This is a genomic window from Vibrio sp. 10N.222.52.C3 (assembly GCF_041474195.1).
Lineage (GTDB): Bacteria > Pseudomonadota > Gammaproteobacteria > Enterobacterales > Vibrionaceae > Vibrio > Vibrio crassostreae_C.
The window spans coordinates 988-21,870 of the sequence record NZ_JBFRTQ010000133.1; the positions used below are offsets into that span (position 1 = coordinate 988).

Consider the following 20,883-nt stretch of genomic DNA (forward strand, 5'->3'; position numbering starts at 1 on the left):
GCACTAGCGGAAGCTGATGCTGAATCAACACCAGAACCAGTAACGCCAGCTATTGATGCTCAACCAAGTGTTGAGCCTCAAACTGAAGCCCAAGTTATAGCTCAGGCGCAAGACGACGAAGAGTTTTCGTTTGATGATTTCGACTTACCAGAGTTTAGTGAAGAAGACGCACTAGCGGAAGCTGATGCTGAATCAACAACAGAGCCAGCAACGCCTGCTATAGACTCTCAATCAAGTGTTGAATCGCAACCTACCGCTGAGCCTCAGTTAGATGCTGCACCACAAGTTGAAACTGCGAAACCAGAAAGCGAAGAAGAATTCTCGCTTGATGACTTCGAACTACCAGAGTTTGGTGAAGACGATGCGTTAGCGGAAGTGGTGAGTGAACCAGATGAAGCACAGTTAGAGCAAGACTTAGCGCCTGACACAGAGAAGTTCGAGTTCGATGACCTTGATCTTCCGGAGTACGATGAAGAAAGCGCAAAAGCAGACTCTGTTTTAGATGATATTGAGCAAAGCAATGCCGAGCCGGTGGCGGAAGCCCAAGGCGTAGAGTTCGATGAGTTTGATTTACCGGAATATGGTGAAGATGAAGCCATCTCTGATGCGTTTGCTGAGAAGCCAACACCACTGACTTCTTTCAGCCCACAAGGCGAAGAGCAAGATGCGTTGCATGATCTGTTCTCAAATCCGCAGAGCTATAGTCAGGCTGATGATTTCTCGAATGCTGAAGACTCTGAACCGGCTGGTTTTGCACAGCCAGAACAATCACTGAGCGCGGCTTCAGAGCCAAACTCAACGCCTGCAGCGGTTCAAGACGAGCCACTAGAAGGCTTTGATGACTTTGATGAGACAGCATTAGCTGAGTTGCTTTCTGAAGATGTTCAAGACTCTGTCGACAACATGTTCGATAAGCCATTGGACGCAACTTCGATTGATAGCGCAGGGTTAGATATTGACGCCATGCTTGAAGTCGGCGGCGAAGACTGGAAAGGCTTTAACCTAGCGCCAGAACAACAATCGAGCATGCATAATGATGTGCCTGATGACCAACAAGAGATTTGGGCATCGGCTGAACAGCAAGCTGAACCGAAAATCAAAGAAGAGAATTGGGCTGAACAAGACAATCTAACCGAATCAGGCAACAGTCGTGATAAGCAGTACATGACGATTGATGAGCTAATGGCTCAAGTCGAGCAAGAAGGTGAAGAAGTCATTAATCCAGACGATGAAGAGCTTAAACTGGATGTGGGTCTTAACGAATTCCCTGATGTTATCGGTGATATTGGCAATTATGATGTCGACAGCAATGCAGAAGCTGCGGGTAAGCTTGATTTAGCCAAAATCTACATCGAGATGAGTGACTCGCAAGGGGCAATTAAGCTTCTAGAAGAGGCAATCGTTGACGGCAGCGATGATATTCGTCGAGAGGCAAAAAATCTTATCGATACGTTAAACGGTCGATAAATTTACAAATCAGAAAGGGTAGCGTTGGCTACCCTTTATTTTAAGGCGATACAGAGCGCTATCGTTTCATTTGGTTTTTCAACAGCATCGTCTCGGTCGATGCTGATTGTTTATTGAAGTTTTAGCCCCATCCTATTTGGGCTAGCACTGATTTCCGTATATAATTCTCGCCCATTTTCAAAGAGAACAAGAACATGAAAATTGCTTTAGGTATTGAATATAACGGTACCCACTACTTTGGTTGGCAGCGCCAACGAGACGTGAAAAGTGTCCAAGAAGAATTGGAAAAGGCTCTTTCAGTTGTCGCGAATCACCCTGTAGAAGTTATGTGCGCAGGTCGTACAGATGCCGGTGTTCACGGTACGGGACAAGTCGTTCACTTTGAAACTAATGTCGATCGTAAAATGGTGGCATGGACAATGGGCGCGAATGCCAACATGCCAAAAGATATTGCGGTTCGTTGGGCGACAGAAGTGAATGAGGATTTCCATGCTCGTTTCTCGGCTACTGCCCGCCGTTATCGCTACATTATCTTTAACCATGCACTACGCCCAGGCATTTTGAATTCAGGTGTGAGCCATTATCATGGTCATCTTGATGAGAAAAAAATGCATGAAGCGGGTCAGTACTTACTTGGTGAGAATGACTTCACTTCGTTCAGGGCAACACACTGTCAATCTCGTAGCCCATGGAGAAACATGATTCACTTGAACGTGACTCGTCATGGACACTACATTGTGATCGATATTAAAGCGAATGCGTTTGTTCACCACATGGTGAGGAATATTACGGGTAGCCTTATTGCCGTAGGTAAAGGTGAGCAGAAACCAGAGTGGATCCAGTGGCTTTTAGAAGCTAAAGATCGAAAAGTAGCCGGCGCAACTGCAAAAGCGGAAGGTTTGTATCTGGTGGATGTTGATTATCCTGAACATTTTGAGCTACCACGAGAGCCAATTGGTCCTCTATTTTTACCGGATAATTTGAACTAAATGTGAGACTTAGGTTCAAAAATTATTACGGTTTAGTGCGTAAGATAGTCCCAGGAAATAGGTACAACCAGTTTTTTATCTACAGTCGCTGTTTTATGTGCTTTAATTCCCACGCATAATTCCCAAATTTATTTCTTTCGCAATCAAGCGGAAGAATCGAAACAAAAAGGTCTTCCATGAGTTGGCTTGAAAAGATTTTAGAAAAAAGCAACATCGTAACATCTCGTAAAGCGTCTATCCCTGAGGGTGTTTGGACGAAATGTACTTCTTGTGAGCAGGTTCTGTACCATGCTGAACTAGAGCGTAACCTAGAAGTATGTCCAAAATGTGACCATCACATGCGCATGAAAGCACGTCGTCGTCTGGATACATTCCTAGACAAAGGTGAGCGTGTTGAACTAGGTGCTGATCTTGAGCCACAAGACAAGCTGAAGTTTAAAGACTCTAAGCGTTACAAAGAACGTATCTCTGCTGCTCAAAAGAACAGTGGTGAAACAGACGCATTAGTTGCAATGAAAGGCGAACTATTGGGTTTACCTATCGTAGCGTGTGCTTTTGAATTCTCATTCATGGGCGGCTCAATGGGTTCTGTTGTTGGTGCTCGTTTCGTGAAAGCGGTAGATGCTGCTATCGAGAACAACTGTGGTTTAGTGTGTTTCTCTGCAAGTGGTGGTGCTCGTATGCAAGAGGCATTGATGTCTCTAATGCAAATGGCGAAAACCAGTGCTGCGCTTGAGCGTTTATCTGCGAAAGGCCTACCGTTTGTTTCAGTTATGACTGATCCAACAATGGGTGGTGTTTCTGCAAGTTTGGCAATGCTTGGCGATATCAATATTGGTGAACCAAAAGCACTGATCGGTTTTGCTGGACGTCGTGTAATCGAACAAACGGTACGTGAAGACCTTCCTGAAGGTTTCCAACGCAGTGAGTTCCTACTAGACCACGGTGCTATCGACATGATTGTTGACCGTCGTGAGATGCGTCAGCGCGTTGCAAGCCTTGTTGCTAAAATGACCAACCAGCCTTCACCATTAGTAGTTTCTGTGAACGATTCACCGAATGAAGCTACTTATGAAGTACCAGAAGCGCCAGAAAAAGGGTAAAGTACCTTCTAACAAACCAACTTAATTATGGTTATGAGTTAGATGAGTCAACAACCTATTCCTCAAGCCACATCCTCTTTGGAGATGTGGCTTGATTATTTATCAAACATCCACACAAGCGCTATTGATCTTGGATTAGACCGAGTTCAGGCCGTCGCCTCTAAGGCAAACCTCACCAAGCCTGCTCAACATGTTATTACTGTTGCCGGAACCAATGGCAAAGGCTCAACATGTGCACTGATGGAAGCGATTCTATTGGACGCTGGTTACTCAGTTGGTGTCTACAGCTCTCCTCACTTAATTCGCTATAACGAACGTGTTCGTATCAACGGCCAAGATCTATCTGATGAAAAGATGGTTCAGTCTTTCGATTTCATTGAGAAAGAGCGTGGCGAAATCAGCCTGAGTTTTTTCGAATATGGCACTTTAGCGGCGTTACGTGCATTTCAAACTGAAGCGGTTGATGTTGTGCTTTTAGAAGTGGGTTTAGGCGGGCGTTTAGACGCGACCAATATCGTTGAGCATGATGTTTCTGTGATTACTAGTTTGGCTGTCGACCATGTTGACTGGCTAGGTGATGACATCAATGTGATTGGTTTTGAGAAAGCGGGCATTTATCGTAGCGGTAAACCCGCTATCTGTGGTCAACCCAAGCCACCGGCTACGGTTGCAGCGCACGCTGATGACATTAAGGCTGAGTTCTACCAAGTCGGTATTCAATACACTTATGATGTTGACGGTGATACGTGGAACTGGCGCAGTGGTGCATTCCAACTAGAATCACTACCTATTCCAAGCCTGCCGTTACCTAACGCTGCAACAGCGTTGATGGCATTGGGCACATCAGAGCTTAGTATTAGCGACGTGAACGTGGTTAACGGCATGAAGAATGCGCAGCTTCCAGGTCGTATGCAGCAAATTAGCGAACAACCCGTGATTGTGCTTGATGTGGCGCACAACCCGCATTCTGCTGAGTACTTTGCGCAGCAAGTCGCGAAGAAGTATGCAGGCAAAAATTTACACGTTGTAGTCGCCATGCTTCATGACAAAGATATCCCCGCGACATTGGAAGTATTAGCGCCAATCACAACTCATTGGTATCCAGCTTCATTGCAAGGGCCACGCGCAGCGACAGCTGCTGAATTGTGTCAAGGCCTACCCGAAGGCGTAGAGCAGCATTCAAACCCTGTCACAGCTTTTGAAGCGGCTTTAGCTTCTGTTAAAGGTGACGATGTTGTGTTGGTTGTCGGTTCTTTCCATACAGTGGGTGAAGTGTTGGAGCATTGGCAGAAAAAAGGAAACTAAATGGCAAGTAAATTCCAAAGCCGGTTAGTCGGCACCATCATTTTAGTGGCCATTGGCGTGATTGTATTGCCCGATGTACTAGATGGTAAGAAGCTCCACTACAAAGAAGAGTTTGCAAGCATTCCAATTAAGCCTGAGCTTGATAGTAATGTTGAAGTGTTTGAAGTACTCGATCCCGTTGAAGATCAGATAGCGCTACCGGATTCTCCGGTTGAGCAAGTGGTTGAAAGTGGTCGTACTGATAATTCAAACACGCAAACCGCGTCTTCTTCTAATGATAAAGAAGCAGACAAAGTGGCAGTTGTGGTTAAGCCGGTACCTGAAAAAAATGAATACCAAGACAGTGCTTGGATTATTCAATTGATGGCTTTGAAGAATGCTGACAACGCAAAAAACGTTGTTAAGGATCTGCAAAAGCGCGGTTATCAGGCTCACACCAAGCAAGAAAAAACTTTTACGCGAGTAATTATTGGCCCGGATGTCTCTAAATCCAAACTTGAGCGACAAATTAAGGAATTAGAAAAAATTACGGGTTCAAAAGGCCAGTTGCTCAAATTTAAACCGTTAAATCCATAAGAAAACGTTTGCGTCAGCATTTTTTCTGTTAAAATGCGCGCCAACTTAAGATGAAGAATTCATGAATTGGTTAGATTTTGTCATTTTAGGCGTGATCGGCTTCTCTGCCGTGATCAGTTTAGTTCGTGGTTTCGCTAAAGAAGCCTTGTCACTCGTTATTTGGTTTGGAGCATTTTTTATTGCTAGCCAGTACTACGCTAAATTAGCGATGTACTTCACCAATATCGAAGATGAGATGTTTCGAAACGGAACTGCGATAGCAGCATTGTTTGTTGCAACGTTAGTTGTGGGTGCCTTAGTTAACTATGTCATCGGTCAACTAGTTCAGAAAACAGGCCTGTCAGGTACAGACAGAATCCTCGGTGTCGTCTTTGGTGGCTTACGTGGTGTTTTGATTGTTTCTGCAGTGTTGTTTTTCATGGATGCGTTTACTGCATTCCCAAGTTCTGAGTGGTGGAAGAATTCGCAATTGGTTCCAGAATTTAGTCGAATCATTGCGCCGTTCTTCGAGCATTTACAAGCAACATCTAGTTTCTTATCTGGCGCGCTCTAGCGCCAGTTAATGTCGAAAAATCGAGGATTAGGACATGTGTGGTATTGTTGGAATCGTGGGTTCAACACCTGTAAACCAGTCTATTTATGACGCTTTAACGGTATTGCAGCATCGTGGCCAAGATGCCGCTGGTATTTGTACCATAGAAAGCAATCGTTTCCGTCTGCGTAAGGCGAACGGTTTAGTAAAAGATGTTTTTGAAGCAAAACACATGCAGCGCCTACAAGGTGAAGTTGGTATTGGCCATGTTCGTTATCCTACTGCGGGTAGTTCAAGTGCGTCTGAAGCTCAGCCTTTCTACGTAAACTCTCCTTTTGGCATTACGTTGGCGCACAACGGTAACCTGACGAACGCAAACGAAGTTCGTGAGAAGTTGTTCGAAAAAGACCGTCGTCATGTAAACACAACCTCTGACTCTGAAGTTCTACTGAACGTATTAGCTCATGAGATCGATACTGTTAAAGGTAACGTAACTTCAGATGACGTTTTCCGCGCTGTGGCAAATGTGCATCGTACAATTCGTGGTGCTTACGCCGTAACGGCGATGATCATCGGCCACGGTATGATCGCATTCCGTGACCCACATGGTATTCGTCCATTGTGTCTTGGTAAGCGTGAAGTTCAAGGTAAAACAGAGTACATGGTTGCGTCTGAATCGGTAGCACTCGATGCTGTTGGTTTCGACTTCATGCGCGACGTAGCACCAGGTGAAGCTATCTACGCAACGTTTGACGGTGAGCTTTTCACTAAGCAATGTGCAGACAACCCACAACTAAACCCATGTATCTTTGAGTTTGTATACTTTGCACGCCCAGATTCATTCATCGACAAAATCTCGGTTTACAGCGCACGCGTTGAGATGGGTGAGATGCTTGGTATGCGTATTAAAGAAGAGTACGCAGACTTAGACATTGATGTAGTTATTCCAATCCCTGAAACATCAAACGATATTGCGCTACGAATCGCTCAAGCGATCAATAAGCCATACCGTCAAGGTTTCGTGAAAAACCGCTATGTTGGCCGCACATTCATCATGCCAGGTCAGCAACAACGTAAGAAGTCGGTTCGCCGTAAGCTCAACGCAATTCGCTCTGAGTTTAAAGGTAAGAACGTTCTTCTGGTTGACGATTCTATCGTTCGCGGCACAACATCAGAGCAGATCATTGAGATGGCTCGTGATTCTGGCGCAAATAAGGTCTTCATGGTTTCAGCTGCTCCAGAGGTTCGCTTCCCTAACGTTTACGGCATTGATATGCCGAGCGCGACAGAGTTGATTGCTCATGGTCGTGATAACGAAACGATTTGTAAGCAGATTGGCGCAGACGCCTTGATTTTCCAAACGCTACCAGATCTGATTTCTGCAGTGGGCATGGGCAATCAAGACATCTCTCGTTTTGATACTTCTGTATTTAACGGCGAGTATGTAACGGGCGATATCGACCAAGTGTACCTAGATTTCCTAGACTCTTTGCGTAATGACGACTCAAAGGTTCAGCGTGAGATTCAACAAGATCTTGCTAACTTAGAGTTACACAACGAAGGCGCTTAACTAGCGTTTCGTTAGTCATACAGAGTTTCGCTAGCGATAGAGAAAATAAAAAACCAGAGCATCGGCTCTGGTTTTTTGTTTATAGAGAAGGGGATTGACCTTAATGAATGTGGTATGCGATCACAAAATCAATAAACAATCTCACTTTCTCTGGTAGATGGTCTTTGTGGTTATAAAGCATGTAAATATCACGAGGGTTAGCGCTCCAGTCTTCTAAGACTTGCACTAAGCTGCCATCTTCAATGTATTCACGAATCATCACGTCAGGCATCAGGGTGATACCTAGGCCTTCTGAGCACGCTTGTCTTACGACATTAAGCGCATTGGCGTTGAAACGGCCTTTCTCGCTATTCACCACCGTCTCTTCATTCGAATTACTCAGCTGCCACTTAATCAGCGGGTAGCCTTTGAGTAGCGAATGGTTCGCTAGCTCTTCAGCATGGCTTGGAGCTGGGTTCTTCGCTAAGTACTCAGGGCTCGCGATAAGAATATCTTTGACTTCACTGATTTTTCGAGCGATTAGGCTTGAATCACGCTGAGGGCCGACTCGGAAAATTACGTCCCACTCCGTTGGATCCAGCTGATCCGCTTGGTTGTTCATCATCAGCTCAATATTGATATCAGGGTATTGAATCATGAATTCACTGAACATTGGCATCATCATGCGCTTGGTCAGGTTTGAGGGTGCCGTAATACGAATCTTACCGGAAGCGCCTTTGCACACGTCAGTTAACTCTTCTGCAGTAGAAGAGAGACGTTGCAACAGCGGAGAGCATTCATTGAAGAAACGTTCGCCTGCCTCTGTTAAAGAAAGTTTACGCGCGTGTCTATTGAGAAGCCTAAGGTTCAAAGAATCTTCTAAGGCTTGGATGCGTCGTGTGATGGTCGCAACCGGAATCATAGTCTTGCGCGATGTTGCGGTGTAGCTCCCATTTTCAACGACGAGTCGAAAGAGGTTTAAATCATCTAATTTCATAAATCCAGACACATTTGTTTACAATCTCATCTAATTTATACGTAACAGTGAGATCAATGTTTGCGTTACGTCAACTCGTTGCACTATTTACAAGTATTCCAACCCTCGTCACGAATTACCAGTAAAGAGTGCAAATTTGTGTATTTAGCATTTTATTACTAAGTTTTATATTAGTTCTTAGAACAGATAACAATAATAATTCGACTTAGTTTTGTGAGGTTATAGATTATGTACAAAACTCACAGTCAGCCAGTAATGACCTCGGTTCAGGAAGTAATTAACCAAAAATGCGTGATGTTGGTTGATGATGATCCTATTTTTCGCCGTATAACCAGCGCGTACCTAGACAAGGTCGGTTATAAAGTGGTTGAGGCTGAAAATGGACTGGACGCTTTGCAGAAACTTAGAGACTCAGCGCCAGATTTAATTGTGTGTGACTTATCAATGCCAATACTTGATGGCATAGAGCTTGTGGAAGAGCTCAGTTTAGAGTACCCGTCACTGCCTATGATCGTTGTGTCTGGCACTGATGATATGTCTGACGTGGCGAAAGCCTTGCGATTTGGTATTAAAGACTTCTTGGCGAAGCCGTTAGAGGATCACCGTCACCTAGGAAGTGCGATTGCGAATATATTGACAGATTCGTTCGATAACATTTCAGACCAACGAGATTTTTCGAGCCAATGGTTCTGTGTGGATGATGGGGGAGAGATCCCTGAAGACCAAGAACTGCATTGGCACCTGAATTACCTTCAAGATAACCCAAGCGCAGCAAAAGACTTACTGCATGCGCTGCTTCCAGAGAAAGATACGCAACAAGGCTCATGGCGTTGCAGTTACCGGTTACTGCAATCAACAGAGATGATGCCACTTGTGTTTGACTATGCGTGGATGATGAACGGGCAGTTTGCTTTTTACCTCGTCGATTCATCGTCGTCTGATAATGGCGGCTCCGCGACAACATTGTTAGTGAGAGCGCTGTTCCACGATTACATAAGAAACAGAAAAGATTTTAATGTTGATCTCAAAGATATTGCTGAAATCTTAGAGAAGGGGATTCGTTGCTCTAAATGCTCCACCCCAGTGAATGCCTTGTTTGGTGTTGCTGACCTTGCCGAGGGAACCATCTCCATTTTGCCTGCGGGTCTAGACGGGCAATGGTCGAATGGTGAATTGAATCAATATATTGCAGCAGGTGAGCGCTTGGGTGAGAACTGCAAGAAGAACTTTATTACGCGGGACCTTCCGATCGAACAGGGCTGCCAACTGTCGTTGAGCCTACTTGGAGCGGCAAGTTTTAGTTTAGACATACACCAAGGGTCTACTGATTAACCCTATATTTCCTCGGTTTTTGTGAATAATTGATTAAGGTATAGTTGCGCAAATGGTGTGGCTATGCCTTTTTTGTTAAATGTCGATTTAGCAAAGCGGGTTTGGTTCGCCGGATACTTACCTTCACTAACAAAAACAAGAAGCAATCATGGCAGATAACAAAGACTTTCAAGACCCGTTTAATGTATTCTACTTTTTAGGATTTTTAGCCGCATTTTTAATGATTCCATTGCTACCAGCAACACTTACGTTGATCCGTGTATTCAATGGTTACGCAACATTCTAGTTAAGCTGTCGTCGCCGATTGGTGATAGCTAACTCAAGGAGGCCACAATTAGCGTTCGAGTTTTAAGCCTCAATATTGCTGGTGGCCTTTGTATATTTCTCGCAGTTCTAGGGATAGTTTTGCCCGTTCTGCCAACCACTCCTTTTCTCCTTCTTGCCAGCGCATGCTTCATGCGAAGCAATCCGAAAGTTCATAAATGGATGCATGAGCACAAAACGCTGGGTCCTTTGCTGAACAATTGGTATCAACACGGTGCCGTCACCAAACAAGTTAAAACGCGTGGCGTATTCTTTATCTTGTTGAGTTTTGCGTTATCCATCTACTTTGCCCCTATCATTTGGGTCAAGGCTTTCCTAATTTGTGTACTTGTTATTCTTCTCACATGGTTTATGCGACTTCCAACCCATGAGTTGGTTGCTGACAGCAAAGAAAATCACTACCATTAAGCCAGTGTGCCTGCTTGTATAGCGGGCGTTTATTATTTCAGCAATCAGAGTTATGACTCTCGTTGCAATGAATACCAATCGTACCTTTCCTTAATTCCGAGCGTTGATGTTTGATTCGTTAACGAGAGTTTGGAAAGCGGCCTAATGAAGTGCATAAGATTATGAACACAGAAAAAATCTCTCTGATCAAAGCAAGCATCAAAAGCATTCCTGATTACCCTAAAGCGGGTATTTTGTTCCGTGACGTAACAAGCTTGATGGAAGATCCAGTAGCTTACAAAGCGACTATCGACCTGCTAGCGGAAACATACAAGGACATGGGCTTTACTAAGATCGTTGGTACTGAAGCTCGTGGTTTCCTATTTGGTGCGCCTTTGGCACTTGAGCTAGGTGTTGGCTTCATTCCTGTTCGTAAGCCGGGCAAGCTGCCTCGTCAAACTGTGGCACAATCTTATGAGCTTGAGTACGGCACCGACACTCTAGAAATCCATACTGATGCTATAGTTGAAGGCGATAAAGTGTTGATGGTTGATGATTTGCTAGCAACGGGCGGTACGATTGAAGCAACAACAAAGTTGATTCGTCAGCTTGGTGGTGTGGTAGAACACGCTGCATTTGTTATTAACCTTCCAGAAATCGGTGGTGACAAGCGCTTACAAGGCTTAGGTCTAGAAGTGTTTAGCATCTGCGAATTCGACGGTCATTAATCCTTTTCGGAATTATTCATGAGCTATCTTGCGTTAGCGCGAAAATGGCGACCAACCAAATTCAAAGAAGTGGTTGGTCAAGCCCATGTTTTAACAGCATTAGAGAATGCCCTTAGCCAGAACAGGTTGCACCATGCATACCTGTTCAGCGGTACACGAGGTGTCGGTAAAACGACCATCGGCCGTTTGTTTGCTAAAGGGCTCAACTGTGAAACAGGCATTACCTCAACACCTTGTGGTGAATGTGCAACCTGTAAAGAAATCGATGAAGGTCGTTTTGTTGACCTACTTGAGATTGATGCGGCATCACGTACTAAGGTAGAAGATACCCGCGAGCTTCTGGACAATGTTCAGTACAAGCCTGCACGTGGTCGCTTCAAGGTTTACCTAATCGATGAAGTACACATGCTTTCTAGGCACAGCTTTAATGCGCTTCTAAAGACCTTAGAAGAGCCGCCTGAGTATGTGAAATTCTTGCTCGCAACAACGGATCCACAGAAGCTTCCAGTGACTATCTTGTCGCGTTGTTTGCAGTTCCACCTTAAGCCGATCAGCGTTGATAATATTCACGAGCAGCTCGATCATATTCTTGAACAAGAAGATGTGACGTCTGAATCTCGTGCGCTTGGAATGATTGCTCATGCTGCTGATGGCAGTATGCGTGATGCACTAAGCCTTACAGACCAAGCTATCGCATTAGGTAACGGCAATGTCGTAACAGATACTGTTGCTCACATGCTAGGAACACTGGATACCGACCAAGCTATCCACTTGCTTGAAGCGATTAGCAGTAAGCAGCCACAGCAAGCGATGGCGTGTATCCAAAGCCTTGCTGAGAACGGTGTCGAGTGGGATGGTTTGCTGAATCAGCTTGCGACTCAACTGCATCGTCTTGCGATGTTCCAAGCTTTGCCATCTACACTAGATAAGGCACAGCCTGACGCTGAGAAGCTTGAACTACTGAGCAAAGCGCTTAGCCCACAAGACATTCAACTCTACTACCAGATCGTGTTGAAAGGTCGTGAAGACTTACCATTGTCGCCAACCGCTCGCGTTGGTATTGAGATGGTGGTTTTACGCATGTTGGCATTTAGACCAGCTGAACAAGCGGTTGCTACGGCAATCTCGACTCAGTCGGCAAGCCCAGCGCCAGTTCCAGCAGCTCAAGCTCAGAACGTTACTCAGTCAGTGAGTCAACCTGCGCCAATGGCAGCTCCGAGACAGCCTCAGATGCAACAACAGGCGCCTCAACAGCAAGCTATGCAGCAGCCACCCGTGCAGCAGAATCCAGCACAGTATTCAGATTCGCAAGGTTACGCTGAACATTCAGGCAACCAAGGTTATCCTGAGCAGGATTACCCGCATAGCCAGTATGACGCGCCTCCTGCTTATGATGAGCGTCCAAGCTACGGTGCAGAGCAGCCTCAGCAGCAACAAACGAATTATCAAAACCAGAGTCCGGTTCAACAGCCAAGCGCTGCACCTTCTGCTCCGCAAGAGCAGCCAGCGCGTGCAACTTCGCCTGTGAGTGGTTTACGCCACCAATTACGTTCTCAACGTAGAGGCAGTTCGGCAACAGAAAACAAAGGCTCGGCGCCAAAAAAGGCTAAAGCGACACCAGCTAAAACTTCAGTTCTTGATCGAGTTGCTCAGCAACACGGTGGTTCTGAGCGGGTGTCGCCAGCTTCTTTATCATCCTCTTCGACAGAAAATGTGACCAACGATAATGAACCTTATCGCTGGAAACCGTCTAAACCTGTAGTGAAAGAGGTGAGCAAAGAGCTTACACCTACTCAGATCAAGCGTGCGTTGGAGCATATTAAGACACCAGAAATGGTCGATAAATTGCTTCAAGAGTCGATTGCTCAAGATGAATGGTCAGCCACGATTCAAAAGCTAGAGACAGCCAAGCTTGTTGAACAGTTAGCATTGAACTCAGTGTTTGCTAAAAACGACACATCAATCACTTTAACGTTAAGAGCGAGCCAAGCTCATTTGAATACCGACCGTGCGCAGAGTGAGCTATTGCAGTCTCTCAATACTGTGCTTGGAGAAGAGTGTCATTTGAGTGTTGAAATCGGTGATGGTGGAGAAACGCCGCTAGAATTACGAGAACGACTGTATCAAGGTAAGTTGAAAGACGCGTTTACCGCTTTAGAAAACGATGCCAACGTACAGTTCATTGAAAGACGTTTTGCCGCTGAACTCGACAGAGACAGCGTTCGTCCTATCTAGAACGTTTTCTTGTTTAGTGACCGGCATATCATCCCAGATAAGCAAATCTGAGAACTGAACATCGAGGGGTTGAATCACACTGTTTTAACCCCCATTTAAGCTCGTATAGCTTAATTAATTTTAATAAACCAATTAGACCAGAGAGTATTAACATGTTTGGTAAAGGCGGTATGGGCAACATGATGAAGCAAGCCCAGCAAATGCAAGAGCGCATGCAAAAGCTTCAAGAAGAAATCGCAAATATGGAAGTTACAGGTGAGTCAGGTGCTGGCCTTGTAAAAGTAACGATCACTGGTAGCCACAGCGTTCGCCGTGTTGATATCGATGAAAGCCTAATGGAAGACGATAAAGAGATGCTTGAAGATCTTATCGCTGCTGCTTTCAACGATGCGGCTCGTCGCGTTGAAGAAACTCAAAAAGAGAAAATGGCTAGCGTAACTGGCGGAATGCAACTTCCACCAGGTATGAAGATGCCTTTCTAAGTAACTTATTCTTAAAGGTTAATTCAGGTGGTGGTTTGTGTTGAACAGGCTATTACTTGAACATTAGAACGGTTAAATATGCGTACCAGTCATATGCTGGAGCATTTGATGGAGGCCTTACGTTGTCTACCTGGGGTTGGCCCCAAGTCGGCGCAGCGTATGGCCTTTCATTTGTTACAGCGCGATAGAAAAGGCGGCCTACAGTTGGCTGAAGCTCTTAGCCAAGCAATGACCGAAATTGGTCACTGTAATGAGTGCCGTACTTTTACTGAAGAAGATACTTGCCACATTTGTACCAATCCTAAACGTCAGGAAAATGGTCAAATCTGTGTAGTAGAGAGCCCAGCAGACATTGCAGCAATAGAAGCGACAGGACAATATTCAGGCCGTTACTTTGTATTGATGGGCCACCTTTCACCACTTGATGGTATTGGTCCAAGTGACATCGGTCTCGATGTTTTGGACTACCGCCTGCGTCGTGGTGATATCTCTGAAGTAATCCTAGCGACTAACCCAACAGTTGAAGGGGAAGCGACAGCGCACTACATTGCTGAGCTATGTAATGCCCATGAAGTGAACGCTAGCCGTATCGCTCATGGTGTTCCCGTTGGTGGTGAGCTAGAGCTGGTGGATGGCACCACGCTTTCGCACTCCTTACTCGGTCGTCATAAGATCTAAAAAAGCCGCTTGGTGAAGCATCACTAAGCGGCTTTTTCTTTTATTGCTTTAGACGTTTTTCAGCGCTTAATCTGAACCTCTTACCGCTTTGTATATCATCGCGCCAATCACGGCACCAATAATCGGTGCAACCCAGAATAGCCACAATTGCGAAACGGCCCAATCACCGACAAATACAGCCACGCCGGTACTTCGAGCAGGGTTCACAGAGGTGTTGGTTACAGGAATACTGATAAGGTGAATCAAGGTCAAACAGAGACCAATCGCAATGGGTGCAAACCCAGCAGGCGCTTTTGAATCAGTTGCGCCCATGATCACGAATAGGAACACCATGGTCATGACCACTTCACAAACGAGAGCTGCTGTGAGCGAGTAGCCGCCCGGTGAGTGTTCACCATAACCATTTGAAGCAAAGCCAGATGCCGCAGCGTCAAAGCCAGCTTGGCCTGAAGCAATCACAAATAGCACGCCGCCCGCGATAATACCGCCAATGACCTGGGCAATAATGTAAGGTGCGACGTCTTTGGCATCAAAGCGGCCACCGCTCCAAAGACCAATTGTAACAGCAGGGTTGAGATGACAGCCGGATATATGGCCAATAGCAAAAGCCATGGTGAGTACGGTTAAACCAAACGCGAGGGAAACCCCGAGTAAGCCGATACCTACATCGGGAAAAGCAGCGGCTAAGACGGCACTACCACAACCACCTAACACCAACCAAAATGTACCGAATATTTCTGCGATATACCTATTCATAACGATCCTTATTAATCTGTACCAGTATCAACAAGATAGTTTAGATTTCGCAGAAGTGTGAAATCTTGTGTATATAGTTGAAAGAAAGAACAGAGAATCTTATGTAATCACTTCGAACTCGCACTAAAGATCGTTAAGGTCAGTCGTATTCTATCGCTATTTTAGCAAGTAAGAGTGACCTGATAATTAGCCGTATTTGTGTCAGTATTCTTTTTATTTAAACTACGATGAGTTGATAAAAATTAAGTAAGTTCTACTTCTACCAACACCCCAAAGTGATCTGATACAACCGGATAAAAATCGTGATTAAAAATCACCTTATGCTGCTTTACCACTACAGGCTGATTACTAAGTACTAAATCAATGCGTAGCGCTTGGCTATTTTGTTCCCAACCATCAATGTTTTTAATGACAGTGGTTCCATCATCTTTGATTTCAGCAACTTCATAACAATCCATCAAACCGCGTTGTAATACGTAATCATAGCCTTCATTACGTATATGGCTTGGGTTGTTGAAATCGCCTAATAGAAAGCTCAACTCTGTTGGTAAAGTTGCCTTGATTCGGTCGAACTGATCCTCAAATGAGTTCTCTGAGTCATTCCACCAGCCACAATGACAATTATAAAGATTAAAATCACCCTGTTGAGAGGTCACTTTAATACGCACTGCTCGCCGATGTTTCCAAAAGCTCACATCATAGTTATCACTTAAATCAATGACCTCATGTTCGACAATCGGTAGTCGCGTTAAAAATGAGAGCCCCTCTTGATATACTTCATAACTTTGATGAACGAAATCCCACGTAAGTTGGTAGTGATGACCGTATTCCATGAGTTTTTTCTGTAATAAATAACCATAGTTATTCGCCAACACAGTGTGATTGGTTAATATATTGGCATCAACGGCCGGGCTATCTTGATGTTGATTCACTTCCTGTAATGCAACCACATCGCACCCTTGCTCGATAATGGCTTGCGCGACCACATCTAACTTTTCTAGCTGTTTTTCTTCTTGCCAACTGTGGGTATTTAGTGTCATTAACTTCATTATTATTCACTTATTTATTCTAGTGAGATAAAACGCAGCGCAAGGCTGCGTTTCTCGAGGTTATTTGATCTAAAAAGAATTACGCAGGTTGTGCTGAATATTTCTCTATTAACTTAGATTTAATAACATCCACCCCAGGGCCATAAATAACTTGTACACCCTGTTCTTTAATCACAGCACCAAGAGCCCCTGTCGGCTTCCATGACGCATATTCAGCAACCAACTTCGGATCATTAACTGTAATACGCAAGCGAGTCATACAAGCATCAATCTCAGCAATATTGGCACGGCCACCTAAATTCTGAATAATAATGTTCATCTTCTCATCTTCTGACATCGATTCTGAGCTTTCATCCAGGTAGTTACCCATACGACCCGGTGTTGGTAACTTCAATTTCACGATTAGGAAGCGGAACAATCCATAGTTAACCACAAAGAAAACAATAGAAACTAATGCAAAGCGAACCAGATCACCACCGATGCCCGCTGAAACCATCATAGGTATACGAGTGAGTAACTCAATCAAACCAAAGGCATGTACACGTAGGTCCATCACATCGACCAACGCAAATGCAACTCCTGTTAACACAGCATGTGCAACATACAAAACGGGAGCGATAAACATAAACATGAATTCAATAGGCTCAGTCACACCGGTTAATAACACAGCAAGACAGGCAGATAAGAACATTGGCTTATATTGTGCGCGCTTATCACTATCAACACAGTGATACATCGCAAGTCCAATACCAATCAATGAAGAGGCTGCGATAATAACTTGGCCTGCTTTAAAGCGTGCTGGGTGCACCGTATCTAACAGGTGTTGGTAAGTTGTCGGATCGCTTAATTTAAGATTATTTAAATCGCTGACCCAAGCAAGCCATAATGGATCTTGACCATAAACACTTGAGCCCGCATTCATCCCAGTCAAAAGCTCATAAGTACCACCCAACTCGGTGTAATTCATTGGAATAGTTAAAGTGTGGTGTAAACCAAATGGCAGTAATAAACGCTCTAACGTACCATACAAGAAAGGAGCAGTGATCGGCGCAGTGTCTTTAGAGGTGGCAATCCATTGACCAAAATCATTAAGCGCACCTTGAATTAAAGGCCATATTACAGATAAACCAAACGCAATAATCAGCGAATAGAAAATAACAACAAAAGGTACAAAACGCTTACCGTTGAAAAATGCTAATGCCTGAGGTAAGCGAGCGAAGTCATGATAGCGGTTAAATAAGTTGGCACCTAAATAGCCAGACATAATACCGATAAACACACCCATATTTAGGGCAGGAGCACCCAAAATATTCGTGAAGAATTGAGAGACAGGTAACTCAGAACCAAATAGGCTCATCACAACCGCTTCTGGGTCACTGAGCATAGCGTTATCCACGCCCAATATAACCCCAGTGATACGGTTGATTAAGATGAAGGCAATTAGCGCGGCAAATGCGCCACCTGCACGCTCTTTTGCCCACGAGCCACCAATCGCGACCGCAAATAATAGGTGAAGGTTAACAATGATCCCCCAACCTATGTTTTCCATTATAGCGCCTAGTGTTTCAATGGCACCAAACCCACCCGCATACATTGCGACCACTTTACCTAGTGATATCATGATACCAGCGGCAGGCATCACCGCGATAACAACGATAAGGGACTTCCCAAATCGTTGCCAAAAATCAAACGATAGTAACTTACTCATAAATAGTTCCTTGATTTAAATACAGGCTAACGTTATCAGCGCCTAGCCATAAATATAATTTAGTGCTTTCTTGCAAATATATACGCGGCATAAGCGGGGGCTATTTGCGTTGTTATAAAATCTGAGCGAACGTGTTCATTGTTAATATTCTGATTATCAAGCATTAACTCGCCTAATTGGGTGCAGTCGATATCAACAACGCTCTCTTGTGGACTTAAATTGGTAATAATGGTCCATGTCATATCTTGAGCAACACGTTGATAAACATAGATATTAGGATCGTTAGCTAGCAGTAATTGATAACGGCCAACCACTAAGCTTTCATGTGACTTACGCAAAGCAATCAACTGCTTATAGAAACCTAAGATCGAATTTGGATCTTGCTGTTGTTGCTCAACATTGATATCTGCATACTGTTGATTCACCGAGAACCAAGGTTGCACCTCAGAAAAACCGGCAAAATCCTGGTCATTCCATTGCATTGGCAAGCGACTGTGGTCGCGGGATACTTGATTTAACAAGGCTAAGATATCGGCATCGCTCTGACCTTGTTGCGATAGCTTTTGAATTAAATTTCTCGCAGACACATCGTTAAATTCGTCAAGAGAAGTAAACTGATGATTTACCATACCAATCTCTTGGCCCTGATAAATAAATGGAGTCCCTTTCATCAAGAAATAACAATTCGCTAACGCGGTAGCACTGGCATACCTAGAGTTAGGATCGGCAAAAGTATCAATACTACGAGCTTGATCGTGGTTTTCTAAATAAAGCGCATTCCAGCCTTTACCTTCTAAGGCATCTTGCCAACGCGATAAAATGCGTTTGAACGCCACGAGATCGAAATTCTCGTTGCTTTGTTCTTCCGACCAAAGCTTCATGTGTTCAAACTGAAAAATCATGTTAAAAACACCACCTTGATCGTGCTCGGTCGCTTCAGCAACCCAAGGCAATGCGTTGTCGGCCGTCACCCCATTGGCCTCACCAACGGTCACGATATCAAAAGGCGAAAACGCCTGCTCTTTTAACTCATACAGATGTTTTTCAATCCCTGCCACATTCATATGATAATCGAATGAAGAGACATAGTTTTCACCCTTTGGATTGGGTAAAGAGGGTAAACCAGCTTGTTTTTGAATATGGCTAATTGCATCGACACGGAAACCATCAATACCTCGTTCCAACCACCAATGAATCATTTTAAATAGTGCTTGTTTAACTTCAGGGTTTTCCCAATTAAGATCTGGCTGTTTTTTAGAAAATAGGTGCAAATAATATTGTGCAGTTTTGTCATCATATTCCCATGCACTACCATGAAAAATACTTTCCCAGTTATTTGGTTCGCAAGTCGGCTTTTCAGCTGTAGGCTCACAACCATCACGCCAAATATACCAATCACGCTTAGGGCTATCTTTGTTATCTCGCGATTCGATGAACCATGGATGCTCATCGCTAGTGTGGTTTATCACTAAATCCATAATAATGCGAATGCCACGTTCATGAGCAGCAGTGATTAATTTATCCACATCCTCAAGGGTTCCAAAGTCAGGATGAATCGCTTGATAGTCACTGATATCGTAACCGTTATCATCATTCGGTGATGCGTAGAATGGGCAGATCCATATTAAATCAATGCCCAAATCAGCAAGATAATCTAGCTTAGCAATGATCCCATTGATGTCACCAATACCGTCATGGTTTGTATCATAAAAACTACGGGGATAAATTTGGTAGGCAGTTGCTTTCTTCCACCACGCGAGTGGTTTTGAGTGTAGATTATTAGCGAGTGTCATCGGTTATACTATGTGTGTTATCGTTAACACATAGTGTTAAATGGAACCTATTTGGACTCAATACAATTTCAGAGAAACTGTGAACTTTCTCTCATTCTTATGTCGAATGTGCCTTCAACGGAACTGAAATCGCGCTTGAGCAATTTTTTGACAGCTTGGTAGCCCACTTGATAGTAGTTAAAAGCGACAGTAGTCAGGCTTGGGACTAACAAATCGCTGTAGTCATAGTCACCCATGCCTACAATCCATAAGTTATGACCAATCTTGAGTTGCTGTTCTTTGGCGCGACGATATAAACGAATAGCAATATTATCGGTGGCACAAAAGTAGACATGATTAGGCTGTAATTGAATTGCCTGGTAGCCGGCTTTGTCCTCCGAGTTGGCTAGAGCTTGTAGTGAAAAATTCAACTCAGGGACGGTGTCAGTAATGGTGGCTTGCATCAACTTAGTACGGCTGGAAAGCATACGCTCATCATAAATATAATGTACGGCTGCCAGCGGTGCCTGCTGTTGTTTTAACTGAGTGATGGTTTGGGAAACGAGTGCTTTAATTGCAGCATGGTCGGGGTAATATAAACAGCAATGGTGGGGGGTGTTTTTACCAATAAATAACACATTGTCTAAGGTTTGATAAAACGTCTCTTCGACACTGTGCTTTGAAGCAATAATAATAGTGCCCAATGCATTTAAGCCATTAAACTCTCTCACAGCTTGGCATTCTGACTCATGGTTAAACCCTGAGGCATGAAAAAGCATTCGTACTTGTGATTCATTGGCAGCCGCCAGTGCCCCTTTGATTACTAAACTAGTTGTGTATGACTCAATGCGAGGAGCAACGAAACCAATAATATTAGATTGGCTACGAATGGAACGAGCAAATATATTAGGGGT

General features: G+C 44.3%; 20 protein-coding genes. 14 read left to right on the top strand and 6 right to left on the bottom strand.

Annotation, left to right across the window (positions count from 1 at the left end; translation table 11 throughout):
• The 7 genes from AB4517_RS18765 to purF all read left to right on the top strand — a co-directional run.
• Nucleotides 1–1,467, top strand: a 1,467-nt coding sequence (locus tag AB4517_RS18765; RefSeq protein WP_372058219.1) for a FimV/HubP family polar landmark protein, incomplete at its 5' end; no start/stop codon positions are given.
• A 194-nt stretch (nucleotides 1,468–1,661) separates the two neighbouring features.
• On the top strand, nucleotides 1,662–2,456 hold the full coding sequence (gene truA, locus AB4517_RS18770; protein ID WP_004734161.1) for a tRNA pseudouridine(38-40) synthase TruA: 795 nt from the start codon (nucleotides 1,662–1,664) through the stop codon (nucleotides 2,454–2,456).
• A 176-nt stretch (nucleotides 2,457–2,632) separates the two neighbouring features.
• The gene (accD, locus tag AB4517_RS18775; protein WP_017062348.1) at nucleotides 2,633–3,559 is read left to right on the top strand and encodes an acetyl-CoA carboxylase, carboxyltransferase subunit beta; all 927 of its coding nucleotides are present in this window, start codon (nucleotides 2,633–2,635) and stop codon (nucleotides 3,557–3,559) included.
• A gap of 42 nt (nucleotides 3,560–3,601) precedes the next feature.
• Nucleotides 3,602–4,864 (top strand): bifunctional tetrahydrofolate synthase/dihydrofolate synthase, encoded by a 1,263-nt coding sequence (gene folC / locus AB4517_RS18780; protein WP_372132015.1) that lies wholly within the window; start codon nucleotides 3,602–3,604, stop codon nucleotides 4,862–4,864.
• On the top strand, nucleotides 4,865–5,440 hold the full coding sequence (locus tag AB4517_RS18785; RefSeq protein WP_017063432.1) for an SPOR domain-containing protein: 576 nt from the start codon (nucleotides 4,865–4,867) through the stop codon (nucleotides 5,438–5,440). It abuts the gene before it with no gap.
• Between the two features lie 61 nt (nucleotides 5,441–5,501).
• Entirely contained in the window at nucleotides 5,502–5,993 is a 492-nt protein-coding gene (locus AB4517_RS18790; protein WP_009848678.1) for a CvpA family protein, read from the top strand.
• Nucleotides 5,994–6,027: 34 nt separating this feature from the next.
• Nucleotides 6,028–7,542 (top strand): amidophosphoribosyltransferase, encoded by a 1,515-nt coding sequence (purF, locus tag AB4517_RS18795; RefSeq protein ID WP_017062345.1) that lies wholly within the window; start codon nucleotides 6,028–6,030, stop codon nucleotides 7,540–7,542.
• 100 nt (nucleotides 7,543–7,642) lie between these two features.
• On the opposite strand, the gene AB4517_RS18800 is transcribed toward purF, so the two are convergent.
• Entirely contained in the window at nucleotides 7,643–8,518 is an 876-nt protein-coding gene (locus AB4517_RS18800) for a LysR family transcriptional regulator (RefSeq protein ID WP_017062344.1), read from the bottom strand.
• A 228-nt stretch (nucleotides 8,519–8,746) separates the two neighbouring features.
• Between AB4517_RS18800 and AB4517_RS18805 the strand changes: the two genes are divergently transcribed.
• The 7 genes from AB4517_RS18805 to recR all read left to right on the top strand — a co-directional run bounded on the left by AB4517_RS18805 (nucleotide 8,747) and on the right by recR (nucleotide 14,684).
• The gene (locus AB4517_RS18805) at nucleotides 8,747–9,850 is read left to right on the top strand and encodes a response regulator (protein ID WP_372149179.1); all 1,104 of its coding nucleotides are present in this window, start codon (nucleotides 8,747–8,749) and stop codon (nucleotides 9,848–9,850) included.
• Nucleotides 9,851–9,998: 148 nt separating this feature from the next.
• Nucleotides 9,999–10,136 carry a hypothetical protein gene (locus AB4517_RS18810; protein ID WP_017067606.1) on the top strand — a complete coding sequence of 46 codons (138 nt, stop codon included), beginning with the start codon at nucleotides 9,999–10,001 and terminating at the stop codon, nucleotides 10,134–10,136.
• Between the two features lie 74 nt (nucleotides 10,137–10,210).
• Nucleotides 10,211–10,582, top strand: coding sequence for a YbaN family protein (locus AB4517_RS18815; RefSeq protein WP_029225617.1), 372 nt, complete (start codon nucleotides 10,211–10,213; stop codon nucleotides 10,580–10,582).
• A gap of 161 nt (nucleotides 10,583–10,743) precedes the next feature.
• Nucleotides 10,744–11,289, top strand: coding sequence for an adenine phosphoribosyltransferase (apt, locus tag AB4517_RS18820; protein ID WP_017062340.1), 546 nt, complete (start codon nucleotides 10,744–10,746; stop codon nucleotides 11,287–11,289).
• A gap of 18 nt (nucleotides 11,290–11,307) precedes the next feature.
• Nucleotides 11,308–13,524 carry a DNA polymerase III subunit gamma/tau gene (gene dnaX / locus AB4517_RS18825; RefSeq protein ID WP_372149181.1) on the top strand — a complete coding sequence of 739 codons (2,217 nt, stop codon included), beginning with the start codon at nucleotides 11,308–11,310 and terminating at the stop codon, nucleotides 13,522–13,524.
• Nucleotides 13,525–13,676: 152 nt separating this feature from the next.
• The gene (locus tag AB4517_RS18830; RefSeq protein WP_017062338.1) at nucleotides 13,677–14,006 is read left to right on the top strand and encodes a YbaB/EbfC family nucleoid-associated protein; all 330 of its coding nucleotides are present in this window, start codon (nucleotides 13,677–13,679) and stop codon (nucleotides 14,004–14,006) included.
• A gap of 78 nt (nucleotides 14,007–14,084) precedes the next feature.
• A complete protein-coding gene (gene recR / locus AB4517_RS18835) occupies nucleotides 14,085–14,684 on the top strand; it encodes a recombination mediator RecR (protein ID WP_019823189.1) in 600 nt (199 codons plus the stop codon).
• A gap of 66 nt (nucleotides 14,685–14,750) precedes the next feature.
• On the opposite strand, the gene aqpZ is transcribed toward recR, so the two are convergent.
• From aqpZ to AB4517_RS18860, 5 genes are all read right to left on the bottom strand, one after another.
• Nucleotides 14,751–15,440, bottom strand: coding sequence for an aquaporin Z (gene aqpZ, locus AB4517_RS18840; protein WP_017070744.1), 690 nt, complete (start codon nucleotides 15,438–15,440; stop codon nucleotides 14,751–14,753).
• A 242-nt stretch (nucleotides 15,441–15,682) separates the two neighbouring features.
• Nucleotides 15,683–16,489, bottom strand: coding sequence for an endonuclease/exonuclease/phosphatase family protein (locus AB4517_RS18845; protein WP_019823193.1), 807 nt, complete (start codon nucleotides 16,487–16,489; stop codon nucleotides 15,683–15,685).
• A 79-nt stretch (nucleotides 16,490–16,568) separates the two neighbouring features.
• Nucleotides 16,569–18,197, bottom strand: a complete 1,629-nt coding sequence (locus AB4517_RS18850; RefSeq protein ID WP_017070319.1) for a PTS transporter subunit IIBC — start codon at nucleotides 18,195–18,197, stop codon at nucleotides 16,569–16,571.
• A 59-nt stretch (nucleotides 18,198–18,256) separates the two neighbouring features.
• Nucleotides 18,257–19,990 (bottom strand): alpha-glucosidase, encoded by a 1,734-nt coding sequence (locus AB4517_RS18855; protein ID WP_372149184.1) that lies wholly within the window; start codon nucleotides 19,988–19,990, stop codon nucleotides 18,257–18,259.
• A 68-nt stretch (nucleotides 19,991–20,058) separates the two neighbouring features.
• The coding region (locus AB4517_RS18860) for a substrate-binding domain-containing protein (RefSeq protein ID WP_372149186.1) at nucleotides 20,059–20,883 on the bottom strand (825 nt) is incomplete at its 5' end.

Bases quoted from the DNA above. Each gene is read 5' to 3' on its own strand.
- accD (WP_017062348.1), top strand. From the start codon at position 2,633: ATGAGTTGGCTTGAAAAGATTTTAGAAAAAAGCAACATCGTAACATCT.
- AB4517_RS18830 (WP_017062338.1), top strand. From the start codon at position 13,677: ATGTTTGGTAAAGGCGGTATGGGCAACATGATGAAGCAAGCCCAGCAA.
- recR (WP_019823189.1), top strand. From the start codon at position 14,085: ATGCGTACCAGTCATATGCTGGAGCATTTGATGGAGGCCTTACGTTGT.
- AB4517_RS18790 (WP_009848678.1), top strand. From the start codon at position 5,502: ATGAATTGGTTAGATTTTGTCATTTTAGGCGTGATCGGCTTCTCTGCC.
- AB4517_RS18805 (WP_372149179.1), top strand. From the start codon at position 8,747: ATGTACAAAACTCACAGTCAGCCAGTAATGACCTCGGTTCAGGAAGTA.
- aqpZ (WP_017070744.1), bottom strand. From the start codon at position 15,440: ATGAATAGGTATATCGCAGAAATATTCGGTACATTTTGGTTGGTGTTA.
- AB4517_RS18810 (WP_017067606.1), top strand. From the start codon at position 9,999: ATGGCAGATAACAAAGACTTTCAAGACCCGTTTAATGTATTCTACTTT.
- apt (WP_017062340.1), top strand. From the start codon at position 10,744: ATGAACACAGAAAAAATCTCTCTGATCAAAGCAAGCATCAAAAGCATT.
- AB4517_RS18800 (WP_017062344.1), bottom strand. From the start codon at position 8,518: ATGAAATTAGATGATTTAAACCTCTTTCGACTCGTCGTTGAAAATGGG.
- purF (WP_017062345.1), top strand. From the start codon at position 6,028: ATGTGTGGTATTGTTGGAATCGTGGGTTCAACACCTGTAAACCAGTCT.
- AB4517_RS18850 (WP_017070319.1), bottom strand. From the start codon at position 18,197: ATGAGTAAGTTACTATCGTTTGATTTTTGGCAACGATTTGGGAAGTCC.
- AB4517_RS18845 (WP_019823193.1), bottom strand. From the start codon at position 16,489: ATGAAGTTAATGACACTAAATACCCACAGTTGGCAAGAAGAAAAACAG.
- dnaX (WP_372149181.1), top strand. From the start codon at position 11,308: ATGAGCTATCTTGCGTTAGCGCGAAAATGGCGACCAACCAAATTCAAA.
- folC (WP_372132015.1), top strand. From the start codon at position 3,602: ATGAGTCAACAACCTATTCCTCAAGCCACATCCTCTTTGGAGATGTGG.
- AB4517_RS18785 (WP_017063432.1), top strand. From the start codon at position 4,865: ATGGCAAGTAAATTCCAAAGCCGGTTAGTCGGCACCATCATTTTAGTG.
- AB4517_RS18855 (WP_372149184.1), bottom strand. From the start codon at position 19,990: ATGACACTCGCTAATAATCTACACTCAAAACCACTCGCGTGGTGGAAG.
- truA (WP_004734161.1), top strand. From the start codon at position 1,662: ATGAAAATTGCTTTAGGTATTGAATATAACGGTACCCACTACTTTGGT.